At 44.0% G+C, this 11,657-nt stretch carries 10 protein-coding genes; 2 read left to right on the forward strand and 8 right to left on the reverse strand.

Features of this window, described 5'->3' with window-relative positions:
* Window positions 1–74 precede the first annotated feature (74 nt).
* Both KSW37_RS08870 and KSW37_RS08875 read left to right on the forward strand, forming a co-directional pair.
* Window positions 75–824, forward strand: coding sequence for an ABC transporter ATP-binding protein (locus tag KSW37_RS08870; RefSeq protein ID WP_217314172.1), 750 nt, complete (start codon window positions 75–77; stop codon window positions 822–824).
* A gap of 144 nt (window positions 825–968) precedes the next feature.
* Window positions 969–1,811, forward strand: coding sequence for a CvfB family protein (locus tag KSW37_RS08875; RefSeq protein WP_217314171.1), 843 nt, complete (start codon window positions 969–971; stop codon window positions 1,809–1,811).
* Between the two features lie 163 nt (window positions 1,812–1,974).
* On the opposite strand, the gene KSW37_RS08880 is transcribed toward KSW37_RS08875, so the two are convergent.
* From KSW37_RS08880 to KSW37_RS08915, 8 genes are all read right to left on the reverse strand, one after another.
* Window positions 1,975–3,558, reverse strand: a complete 1,584-nt coding sequence (locus KSW37_RS08880; RefSeq protein WP_217314170.1) for an ATP-binding protein — start codon at window positions 3,556–3,558, stop codon at window positions 1,975–1,977.
* A 28-nt stretch (window positions 3,559–3,586) separates the two neighbouring features.
* Window positions 3,587–5,587 carry an AAA family ATPase gene (locus tag KSW37_RS08885; protein WP_217314169.1) on the reverse strand — a complete coding sequence of 667 codons (2,001 nt, stop codon included), beginning with the start codon at window positions 5,585–5,587 and terminating at the stop codon, window positions 3,587–3,589.
* 38 nt (window positions 5,588–5,625) lie between these two features.
* Complete coding sequence (locus KSW37_RS08890) at window positions 5,626–5,841, reverse strand: DNA modification system-associated small protein (protein WP_006848313.1); 216 nt, start codon at window positions 5,839–5,841, stop codon at window positions 5,626–5,628.
* A gap of 38 nt (window positions 5,842–5,879) precedes the next feature.
* Complete coding sequence (locus tag KSW37_RS08895) at window positions 5,880–8,234, reverse strand: DEAD/DEAH box helicase (protein WP_217314168.1); 2,355 nt, start codon at window positions 8,232–8,234, stop codon at window positions 5,880–5,882.
* The gene (locus tag KSW37_RS08900; RefSeq protein WP_217314167.1) at window positions 8,231–10,051 is read right to left on the reverse strand and encodes a site-specific DNA-methyltransferase; all 1,821 of its coding nucleotides are present in this window, start codon (window positions 10,049–10,051) and stop codon (window positions 8,231–8,233) included. The genes KSW37_RS08895 and KSW37_RS08900 overlap by 4 nt, the downstream gene beginning before the upstream one ends.
* 619 nt (window positions 10,052–10,670) lie before the next feature.
* Complete coding sequence (locus tag KSW37_RS08905) at window positions 10,671–10,904, reverse strand: dephospho-CoA kinase (RefSeq protein ID WP_217314166.1); 234 nt, start codon at window positions 10,902–10,904, stop codon at window positions 10,671–10,673.
* 30 nt (window positions 10,905–10,934) lie between these two features.
* Window positions 10,935–11,276, reverse strand: a complete 342-nt coding sequence (locus tag KSW37_RS08910; protein ID WP_217314165.1) for a type II toxin-antitoxin system RelE/ParE family toxin — start codon at window positions 11,274–11,276, stop codon at window positions 10,935–10,937.
* Window positions 11,277–11,278: 2 nt separating this feature from the next.
* Window positions 11,279–11,557, reverse strand: coding sequence for a hypothetical protein (locus KSW37_RS08915; protein WP_217314164.1), 279 nt, complete (start codon window positions 11,555–11,557; stop codon window positions 11,279–11,281).
* Between the last annotated feature and the right edge of the window lie 100 nt (window positions 11,558–11,657).

Raw genomic sequence — 11,657 nt, forward strand, 5'->3', positions numbered from 1 at the left:
TTTTTATCTCTTAAAATTAGGCTTTTCCAATTATTTTGCTTAATTTTGCCTGCAAAATAATTTTGAGTAAGAAAATGATTAATATAAAAGGTATAACAAAGAGCTTCGGCTCCCTGCAGGTACTCAAGGGCATCGACCTGCATATTGACAAGGGCGAAGTGGTTAGTATCGTCGGTCCTAGTGGTGCCGGCAAGACTACTCTCCTCCAGATTATCGGTACCCTCGACAAGCCTGATAGTGGCAGCATTGAGGTAGATGGCGTGGATGTGCGCAGCCTCAGCACCAAGAAGTTGAGCGATTTCCGCAACCAGCATCTCGGTTTCGTCTTCCAGTTCCATCAGCTTCTACCAGAGTTCACCGCCCTGGAGAACATCATGATTCCTGCCTTCATTGCAGGCAAGAGCCGAAAAGAAGCCAAGGAGCGTGCCGAGGAGTTATTGGAATTCATGGGCTTGAGCGATAGAGCCAGTCACAAGCCTGCCGAGTTATCCGGTGGTGAGAAACAGCGTGTAGCCGTGGCGAGAGCTTTGGTCAATAATCCTGCCGTCATCCTTGCCGATGAGCCATCAGGAAGTCTCGACACCAAGAACAAGGCTGAGCTTCACCAGCTCTTCTTCGACCTCAGAGACAAGTTCGGTCAGACTTTCGTCATCGTAACTCATGATGAAGGTCTTGCTGCCATCACCGACCGCACCATCCATCTCAAGGATGGAATGATTGAGAAGACGGTGGAAGCAGGAGCTGCTGATAGCCAGGAAGAACCTGCTGATAACAATAAAGAAGTTTCTGCAGAAGAACCAGACTCATCCATAGATTGCATCTAAACGCCCTGAACCAATGGTCACCGGCCGAAGGGAAAGGTAAAGGGCAGAAGCTCCTAGCCCAGGGCAACACCCTGGGTAATTACGGACACAAAACTGTCGCCCTGTAAGGGCAAAAGCATTTTATATTCTCGAAAATAATATTATATGGCAAAAAAGATAAAACTCGGCGATTACAATCGCCTTCGCATCGTAAAGAAAGTTGATTTCGGTCTGTATCTCGATGGTGGTGACGAGGGAGAAATCCTCCTTCCTTCCCGCTACGTCCCAGAGAATGTCGGCATCGGCGACGAGCTGGATGTCTTCATCTATCTCGACCAGGAAGAGCGCCTCATCGCTACCACCGAAACCCCATTGGCTAAGGTGGGCGATTTCGCCTATCTCGAAGTGAAATGGGTCAACGAATACGGAGCCTTCCTGGGCTGGGGGCTGATGAAGGACATCTTCTGCCCATTCCGTGAGCAGAAGAAGCGCATGGTGCTCGGCAACTCCTACATCGTGCATATCCACATCGATGAGGAGAGCTATCGCATCGTTGCCTCTGCCAAGATTGAGCGTTATCTCAACGAAGACCATCCTCACTACAAGCATGGCGATGAGGTAGATCTCCTCATCTGGCAGAAGACCGACCTCGGCTTCAAGGTTATCATCGACAACCAGTATCCGGGTCTTCTCTATCAGGACCAGATTTTCCAGTACATCCATACCGGTGACAAGATGAAGGGCTACATCGGAAGAGTTCGTCCTGACGGAAAGATAGACGTCACCCTGCAGAAGACTGGCATCCAGCAGACAGCCGACTTCGCCGAGACCCTCTACCAGTATCTTCTGGACAACGACGGCGAGTGCAACCTTGGCGACAAGAGCGAGGCCGACGACATCTACGAGCGTTTCCATGTGAGCAAGAAGGTTTACAAGCGCGCCGTGGGCGATTTATACAAGAAGCGCCTCATCACCGTAAGCCCAATGAGCATCCGACTGGCGGAATAAAACAGATTAGATGTATATATAATAAGGTATTTGCATTATTCATACGCATTTGTCGCAAATCAGTGGCAAAAAAAGGTCGTTTTTGTTGCAAATCAGGGGCAACTAGACCAAAGTTTGTCGCAAATCAGGGGCAACAAGGCATATCATTTAAAAAGGTGGCGCATCAAATAAGATGCGTCACCTTTATTTTCTTATACGGTTTACCACCCAAACCAAGGGCAGCCATCGTATGATCCTTGATAATCAACTCGCCTTTCTGCAAACCAGCTATCGCCGACTTGATTTCCTGAAAATCTTTACCCGACACTCCAAAGAGATCCTTGATGATACTGTCCGAAATCGTCTGCTGCTTCATGATGAGCGGATACTGCGCATTGGCATAGAAATCGAAGAACTTACTCTTGTAACTATCCATGTTTTGAGTGGCAAAGATAATGCTCAACCCCTTATTTCTACCCACAGCAATCAGATTGCGAAGCGGCTGATTATCGAAGTCCAACATATAGTGAGCCTCATCAATAATCGTGAAGTGGCGAATCTGTACATAATCCTCATTCACAGCTTGCTTCGGCAACTGCTCATAGATATTGTTGAGCTTAGAAATGATGAAATACACGATAGCCCTGGCTATCGGACCATCTTTCGGGAAAGCATCCATCTTCACGATAAAACACTCATCTACCAGATTCACCTTATCTTCAGAAGCAAACAGATGATTGCGAATCAACTGCTTCAAAACCGAAGTGATGCTATCATCCTTATCCGGATTCTGCATTCTCTGCTGATATTTCATCAGCATCAACTCAAAAGTGATAGGCTTGCCTGCCGTCTGCTTATAAGCCTCAACAATGGCTTCACTCAGTCGATTACTCATGGATGCGCTCACCGTTGCACGATCTACAGCACAGAGTGCACCAGCCATCTCCGTGGAATAGAGATTGATTTCGTTGATGGTCCTACCCGTAAAATCCTTGAACGGCGTGAAAGGCAATGGCGCAACCACAGGATCGAGAATGCAACTTCTATCTACATCGAAGTGAACAAGCCAGCTGGCATTCGACGGGTCTGAGAATTCACCCTTATAATCGAACAAAAGGAAATTGACGGGATAAGGCGTTTCCGTGGAGAGATTACGAAACTGCTGAATCAACACAGCCAGCAGATTGGTCTTACCCGAACCCGTGGTACCTGCCACCAGAATCTGTGCATTCGATACCGAACGTCCGTTGATATTCAGTTTCGCTTCCATATCCTCTGCATACTCGCCTATCAGCAACTCCAGGGCAGGAATGCCACTTCCGCCATGTCGCCTGTCGCTTGCCGCAAAGAGGAAAGCATTCAGATTCTCATCTTCCGAAAGATAAGCGATACCCCGATAGATTTCCTTCGCCACGATGCGACCCACGATACTGGCATTCTGCCAATCCACCTCACAATCTCTATATCTCAACTTCAACAAAGCCGAAAAAAGCGACTTCTTATTGTCCTTGGTAAAGAAACTAGGCATGATGCGCTGAGAAGATTTCGACAATACGATATCTCCCAAACCATCCACACTTCTCTTCTCCGCCAAGCTCAAACTGGCTATCAGGCAGATTCGCATCACCTTATTCAGGGTTAGCATGGCATCCCTCTCCCCTTCCACTTGCCGCGAAAGGTTCAAACGCTTCTCCAGTTTCTCCTTCAAAGGCATGATGGCTTCTACCATACCTTCTGCCTGTCGTATATTCTCTAATGCTACTTCCATATTTATATTGCTCCGTCAATAAGAAACATTATTCATTACACATTACTCCAAAATATCCTTCCTCCACGTGGGTGCTCTGACTTTCCACATTTCTTACCAGTGTATAAGAACGGGAGAGGAATGGTTCCAGCTTCATGTAATCCTTATCCTTTCTGATTTCCGAAGTGGTGCAGAGCAGGATGGTTTGCTCGGCAAGTCCCGGGAAGTATTCTTCCATCAGCACATCACGGCTCTCCTCATCCAATACACCCATCACGGTGTCTATCATCACAGGTGGATTATAGTCGCCCAGATTTCGAAGCACCTTCAGCAACACCTGGATAAAGATTTGCTTGGATGCTGCATTCAGTTGGTTGAGTGAGATTTCATTTCCTGCCTTGTGATAGAGACGGATGGTGAAATTCTCCATACTGTCTGATAGCTCTACCTTGGCGATGCATCCCTTGTAGGAAATGAGGAGTTTGTTGAGTTGCTCCTTCATATCCTCCTCAATCTTCTCCTTTTTGCGCTTGAGCAGAGTGTCGGCAACATCCTCAAAAAAAGGCTTCAGTTTCACCAGCATGTCATATTTCACATCAGGTTCCTGCTGTATCTGCACATCAAACTGGTGAATCTTCCGCTCCAGTTTCTCAATGCTCACCTTTCTGTCATCCGCCTCCTTCTTCAAGATTTCGAGTTCACGGCTAGCCTCCTCGTATGCCTTGATGATTTCGGTATTACCGCTTACCATGCTACGACGGAGCAGAGCAATCTGACTCTGCTGATTATCATAGTTCTCCAACCGCTTTTCCAAATCATAACGACTGTCATTAAGGGCGACAAACTCATTCACAGCATTGGCACCCAGCAGATTCTTGAGCGCATCAAACTCGCTTTCATCCAGGAAAGCATAGTCGTCCTTGCGCTGCAAAGCTTCCTGCTGACTCTTCAGGTAAGCCACCACATCGTCATCCTCCACGGAATCCGGACAGAGGCACTTTGATTTCAGATAACCAAGAATCTTGGTAGTTACCTCACGCATCTGCTCCAGGGAGAGCACCCCTTCACGTTCCTGCTTCAAGGCTTCTTTCTGTCGGATAATGTCATTCACCTCGTTTGTGATTCCCTGTGCAAGTTTCGGAAAGAACACGTTGATTTCCAAGGTCTCCACCACCTGCTTCAATTGGGCATTATATCGCTTTGACAACTCCTGCGTATCCTTCACGCTGGCCTCCAGATCCTGAATCTTTCGTGCAGTCTCGGCAGAATCCTTGGCACCTTCCTTGGCGGCATCATATTCAGCCTGAATGGAAACCAGATATTTGTACTTATCATCCTGGTGCTTGGTATTCTCCTCCTGCAAAGCCACCAGTTGGTTGCGCTGTTCGCAAAGTCCATTATATTCTTCAGCCTCCTTTTGCGCCTCCAGTCTCCTTGCCGCCCATTCCTGCTGCTGATGCTCGGCAGCATTTTTCAATTGCAGATACTTGTTGAATCCCATCACATTCTGGATATTATCCTTGATGATTTGGGCAAAGACATTCTCCTTCAAGAGCTCGCTCGACTGCATGGCATCAAATAGGAAATACTTGCTGAGTTCCTGCGGCAGGTTTGCCTTGATAATCTTATTCACCTGCTGCTCGTTGATGGCACGCTGCTGCGGAGGCGTAGCCGTGCCATAGGAGAAAGGCGTACCATCCATATTGAGCAGCACATTCTCCACAGGCTTGTTGGCAGGATTAAGCTTATAAGTGCGACGCAGCAGATACTGCTGCTTGCGTCCGAGCACCATACCTTCGAAAGAGAGTTCAAGCACGATGGTAGGCTCCACCTTTCCCAAGGCGCCATTGTTCAAGAGTTCCTGAAAATGAGCCTTGTTCTGAATCTTCAGTCCATAAAGAGCCCCGCAGATAGCCTCAAACAGCGTGGTCTTACCACCACCGTTCATACCACCTATCAGGATGATGGGCTGATCGGGGTTCACCGACAAATCCAAGTCAAGACTCAGATAAGTCTTATAGTTCTTGATTTTGATTCTCTTGATAATCATAATCTATTCTTCACTCTTCGTTCTTCATTCTTGATTCATTACTTGATCTGAGAAATCGCCTCGGCGATAATCTTCTCAGTATCCTCGTCATTCATTTCTATCTTATCTACCTTGGCTGCATGATATTTGCGCAGGATTTCCTCGCTCATCCAGTCGAAGTCAATCTCATGCTTCTCGCATAGCGTCCTGATCAGATCGAGGTCTTCCTTTCGGATGCCATAGTGCAAGAATTTTCCATCTAGTCCCTTTGCCATCGTTATTACACCTTATTATAATATGTAGCGTTTATAACTTATTTATATTCTTTCGGATAGAAGCTATCCCACTCCACGATGTCTGTAGTGTTTTCTATCTTCAGCGGACAATACTTCCAGTTGTTATTTCTCTCGATAATGATACCACCCTTCAGATGCTTGTCCTTGTTCTCTTCGCTCGCCATATAGTCGATGAGGGCATTATGCTTTTCCACTGCATCCACATCACTTCCTGCACTCTTGGTATCAAAGAGCAGAACCTGACCATTCTTCATGCGAATCACGAAATCTACATAGAAGAGGGCTTTATGCCCCTCCTTGTTCTCGTAACTGATGGCATAATGCTGCCTGCCGGCATCACCATTCTTATACCACCAGTCAATATATTCCTTGTTGGATTCCAGGAAAGCTTCGAAACGCTCTTCAGGCTTAGAGGCATTCTTTAATTCTACAAATGGCAGAAGAGCATGATCTCGTACCTTATCCTTGATGTGATGACTTTCTTCCTTATAGAGTCGTTCCACTGGAACCTCCCAGTCATAAGTTTTATAAAACTTTGCATTCTGCTGATTCTGTCGTTCCTCAAGAATCTTCTGATAACGATTCAAGGCACGGTCTATCAAATCTGCAAATACCTCCTTATTACCATGATAAAGAATCACCTTCACGGCATCCGTCTCGAAGAGTTCAAACAGGTCTTCCATCAGTTCCTTCAAGGCAAAAGCCAATGTAGTGATACTCACCTTCTCAAACTTCGACCCGATACACTTGGCACAGAAAGCATTGAATGAATTGTTCAATTCCTGCATCGTGCGGACATATCTTGCCTTTTTATCCACATGAGTCTCACCAGTCTCGCCCGTGATACTGACATCCTCTATCAAATCGATACCAATGCTTCTTACTTTAAAGGTAATCTTATCCTCACATGCCTTTCTGTTTTTGGCATAAATGCTCTCTGCAGCCTCAACATCTTCGGAATCTCCTTCATCCACATTGCCCTCCAAGTCATCTATCGTGAAAAGAGATAACTGGCGGTTCTTAACCAGAAGAATATCTTCAAAGACTTTTGCAAGTACCTTCTTGAAATCTGGTCCCAGTCGCTTACGTGCAATGGCAGGACGCTCACAATATTCAGAACGCAGCACCACATTGCATAGATTCTCTCGACGAACAGCATGAATATTCGACATATAGTCCATATCATCTTGCACAATCTTGATGATGTCTTTGCTGAGATTGGTATATACATAGCCCCAATTCAGTCGGTCGTCCTCATAGAAATGCTGCTCAGGCATACGAAGGATGCGTCCCACGGTCTGAGCTGTGAAAGTAAAACTCTCTATCTTTCGGAAGATGAGGAGCACAGCGGCACGAGGGCAGTCCCATCCCAAAGCGATGGCCTGCTTGAAGAGCAACACTTCGGTCAGATTATCCGGTTTCTCTATACCATCCAGATTCTCCTTTTCGTTGCTGAGCCATATCGCCAACTTGCCATTGTCAACATTGATATTCTTGATGGTGTCCAGATATTGCATCACCTCTTCCTTGATGCTTTCATCATCCTTATCCATCTTATCCTTATCATTAGGCAACTGAATAAGCAGCAGAGGATTGATATGAACACCTATCTTGCGATAAGCCTCAGCCAACTCTTCACGTTTCTTCAAGGCAAGGCTCACCAGATGCTGGTTCAAAGAACCATTCGGATCCGTAAAGTTCAAGGCAGGATTCAATACCACGCCCTGTTTAATCATACCTTCTCTAACAACAGCCTCTCTAGGTATCTTCACATCTAAATCGCCTTTTGTCTCAGGGGTTGCCGAAATACGGAGCTCAACTTTTGGATTGATGTTCTTCAACACCTTCTCTGTCTTGTTGGCGAGTTTGCTGGCAAACATGTGCTCTTCGTCGATGATAACGACGATAGGAATATTCTGTTCTTCCTGGGTTCTGCGAGTAAGATCATATAGCGAAGCACTCTGCTCCGTATCACGTATCATCACGGCATTATCCTTATTGATACTCTCCCAATTGACGAAAAGGATTTCTCCCGGATGGATGTAACCTTCGGCAGAATGGTCGAGGTCGTCATAGATGACCGGATGCAACTCCTGTCCTTCCGTAAAGAAGGATTTCATCTTAAAGTAGCTCTGTTCATGAAGCTTGTTGGGAGCAATCCAAATATATGCCAATTCTTTATAAGGCACATCCGTACGGTCTCTCAACTCAGCATTCAGTCGGAGCAACATTTCTGATGCCATCACCGTCTTGCCGGCACCAGTTGGAGCCTTGAATACGAGTGTATGGCGCATACCTGAATAAGTAAGTAGGTCTATGGTCTTATCTACCAATTCCTTGACTGCTTTCTGCTGATATTGTATCTGTTTCATTCGTCACCTCCTTCCCTGTTATCTTTGATTTCACTTGCTGCCATTGTATATGTTTGACTTTGAAATAAATCCGATTCTTCGACTGTTCTCGCTTCTGAATCCGTTTCTTCTGCAATATCATCCAGGAGTTGTGCTTGGCGCTTCTTTGGCAAAACTCTGCGATAAGCATTCAATACGGCATCAGGCATGGCACAAAGCGAAACGTAATCTGCCACATCCTCAAACTCATCATCATAAGCATAGCCGTTTGGCGAGAAGACATAGACCATGAGTTTGCCGTTCTCCTTACTTTCGCCATTCTTGAATTCCTGCTTCATCAATTCTACCAAGGCTTGAATAGCCTCAGCGCGATAAATCACCAGCATTCGCTTACTTCCATCATTGCTCTCGAAATAGCGAGCTATCTTATTATTAATGTTCTTGTCAACAAATGGCTTCTCGATATATGTATCGTTGTGAATGCAAAGCATATCTGTAGAGAGTGCCATCAAATTACGCAGATTCTTCGGACTCTTATCACGAGGCACAAACTTTGTCTTGTAATAACGAAGGTTGTTGCGGGTTAAACCTGGAACTTTTTCTCCCTTAGGAGTTATATAGCCTTGGATAACTCGACGGTTTCGCTCATAAGTTACATTCTCACAAATTCCATTCTCGTTGTTTGTTGCCAAGATACAACGGCGATGACCGCCATCTTCGGCATTGAGTTGCATGGTGGCATGCAAGGTTGTTCCTGACCCTGCAAAGAAGTCGAGGATGGTAGAATCCTTTAAGGTAGAAAGCTTTTCTATAAAAGTTATTAAACCAACAGGTTTAGGATTACTAAAAGCATCCTCGCCCAAAATCTGCTTTAGCAAAGCAGCTCCTTCCTGATTAGACTCTAACTCATCCCACCAACTATTTGGTATCACACCACCTCTTTGTTTCTCTGACAAGAACAACTTATATCTAGGTTTTCCTTTTCCTCCTCTCGGAAAGACTATACGATTATCCTCAAACAACTGATCATATGTTTGCTTTTTAAAACGCCATTCATCTTCTATAACATTGCCCGTTGGTGTCACAACACTATATTTTGTTCCTCCCCTATTAGTACATGGCATTGTTGTATAAGGACCTCTTGGATCATTATCTGGATTTTTGAAGCTATCTAAATCCAAATTAGCCTCAACTTTATTTAATTCATGTTCTATATTCTTTCTGTAAATTAATACATACTCATGTATCGTTGAAATGTTTTTAGATAGATTCGCTTGAGATTTTCGACGTCTTCGAACAGGGCAAGCAATAAAATTCCTCTCTCCAAAAATTTCATCACACAACAGTTTCAGTTGTGACAATTCATTATCATCAATAGAAATAAATATAGTACCTCTTGACGAGAGTAAATTTTTGGAAATTTCCAAACGTTTATCCATAAAGGACAACCACATAGAATGTCTATAACCATTTTCCCTATCTATAAAAGTATCATTATACGAAAAGTCCTTATTACCTGTATTATAAGGAGGATCGATATAAATGACATCAATCTTCCCTGCATGGGTATAACTAAGAGCTGTAAGGGCTTCGAGGTTATCGCCTTCAATAAGAATATGGTTTGGAGCCTCAGCGTCATCGCTGAGGATGGCACGTTCAGGCACTTCAACAAGCACAGGCTGTTCGTTGACCATTCTTTGCTCAGCATCCTCAGGCTTGTCTTCCCAAACCAAACCATACTTCTTTTGCGAACGAAGTAGTTTGATTAACTCCGATTTCTCATCATTCGTAAGACCCTCCAATTCATTTATCTTCTTTGCGAGTTCGTATTTGTTCATAAGAATAACGACGTTACATCCCTTTGCTCACCCCCAAAGCAGATAAATATAATCCGATTAAATTAGTCTTTGTACCAACAAGTTACAAGTTAGTTGTTGCTTTCTAAGTTGATACAAATTTATCTAAAAGAATTGGCGCAGGGGTGTCATTACTCCTTTTCATGTCCCCGTACACTGCGGCCTTAGGAAACCGATAACATCAAGGACAGGAGCAAGAGGACAACACCTACGCCAACATTGCATATATGTATGTAGCACAAGGAACACCCTTCCTATACGAAAGGGCGCACTTGTGCCGTGTATATATACACGTTATAGTAGGCGTCCACTGCCATTTTCCTCTGAATGCCATTTGAAAGTTCCTAAGTTTCAGTGTATCAGAAGCAAAACGTAGTAAACGTCTAATTCTAAAAGATATAGCCAATCCCCAGACTTCTCAGCCAGCATCCCTTTGCCAGCCATCTCGGAAATGACGCTACAAAATTAACGAAAAGAATTGGAAATGCCAAAGAAAAGAACAACTTTCTTCGCTTTAAGACACAAAAAAGCCTTTCAGCATCTGAAATACTAAAAGGCAATCCTCGTTATGAAATACAATAAAGTTCCACAATCACATAATCTACAAATTCCTTAATCCTCGATAAGGAGTTCTTTCGTGCAATGTCTCAAAGCTCTTCAGCTTTTCTTCTGTAATTTCCCCACGCTCCCACATTGCATCTAATTCTTCCTGTCCCTTCTTGGCAAAGAAATCAGAAATAACCTGCTTCAATTCAGCTAATACCTCCGGGCTTTTTACCCATTGCATCATATCTAAAAGTTCAAGCTGTGCTTGATTAAAAACAGTTGCTGCCATATTCTTTTTTCCAGATTTCTTTTCTGCGTATTATCCATTTTTACGTTTATCAAGCAAAAAACTGATAAACTCATCAGAGATATTAGAGATTTCTCCTTTATCATAGATTGTCAACAAATCAATGATAATGGAATCTCCTTCCTGGTAAAGATTATAAGTGATGACCCTTGCACCACCACTCTTACCTTTACCCTTACTAGCTATTGCCATTCTTACCTTTCTGACACCTTTGCCAAGACTAGTACCTTGAAAAGGATCAATTACAAGAGAGTCTTTCAAATCTTTAATATCGCTTTTTAAAGAACGATATTTTTTAGAAAGACGCTTAAACTGTATTAAGAACTCACTCCCAACACGTATTTCAACTTCCATAACTAATCCTCCTCATCAAGTTTAGCCATAAAATCATCAAAACTCATCGGCTTAGTCCCATTCTTCTTATGAGCTTCCATTTCATCAAGAGCACGGTTGAGGCTTTCTGCCACATAGGCTTCCTGCTCTGCCTGGCTCATGAATCTTTCCTGGTAACTGTTTCCTGACTTGGAGATAGAACCGGCTAATTTTTCTGCATAGTCTTTGAGCTTGGCGACAAATTCGTCAAGCGTATATTGACCTGTAGAAGGTACTTGAAACTGAATATTAATCGTTTCCATCTTATTCCTTTCTTTTAAATTAACGCCACAAAATTAACGAAAAGAATTGGAAATGCCAAAGAAAAGAACAACTTTCTTCGCTTTAAGACACAAAAAAGCC

It is taken from the genome of Segatella copri, assembly GCF_019127135.1.
Taxonomy (GTDB): domain Bacteria; phylum Bacteroidota; class Bacteroidia; order Bacteroidales; family Bacteroidaceae; genus Prevotella.

What these genes read in the sequence shown, in the direction of transcription:
- KSW37_RS08870 (WP_217314172.1), top strand. Translation starts at nt 75, where the DNA reads ATGATTAATATAAAAGGTATAACAAAGAGCTTCGGCTCCCTGCAGGTA.
- KSW37_RS08875 (WP_217314171.1), top strand. Translation starts at nt 969, where the DNA reads ATGGCAAAAAAGATAAAACTCGGCGATTACAATCGCCTTCGCATCGTA.
- KSW37_RS08880 (WP_217314170.1), bottom strand. Translation starts at nt 3,558, where the DNA reads ATGGAAGTAGCATTAGAGAATATACGACAGGCAGAAGGTATGGTAGAA.
- KSW37_RS08885 (WP_217314169.1), bottom strand. Translation starts at nt 5,587, where the DNA reads ATGATTATCAAGAGAATCAAAATCAAGAACTATAAGACTTATCTGAGT.
- KSW37_RS08890 (WP_006848313.1), bottom strand. Translation starts at nt 5,841, where the DNA reads ATGGCAAAGGGACTAGATGGAAAATTCTTGCACTATGGCATCCGAAAG.
- KSW37_RS08895 (WP_217314168.1), bottom strand. Translation starts at nt 8,234, where the DNA reads ATGAAACAGATACAATATCAGCAGAAAGCAGTCAAGGAATTGGTAGAT.
- KSW37_RS08900 (WP_217314167.1), bottom strand. Translation starts at nt 10,051, where the DNA reads ATGAACAAATACGAACTCGCAAAGAAGATAAATGAATTGGAGGGTCTT.
- KSW37_RS08905 (WP_217314166.1), bottom strand. Translation starts at nt 10,904, where the DNA reads ATGGCAGCAACTGTTTTTAATCAAGCACAGCTTGAACTTTTAGATATG.
- KSW37_RS08910 (WP_217314165.1), bottom strand. Translation starts at nt 11,276, where the DNA reads ATGGAAGTTGAAATACGTGTTGGGAGTGAGTTCTTAATACAGTTTAAG.
- KSW37_RS08915 (WP_217314164.1), bottom strand. Translation starts at nt 11,557, where the DNA reads ATGGAAACGATTAATATTCAGTTTCAAGTACCTTCTACAGGTCAATAT.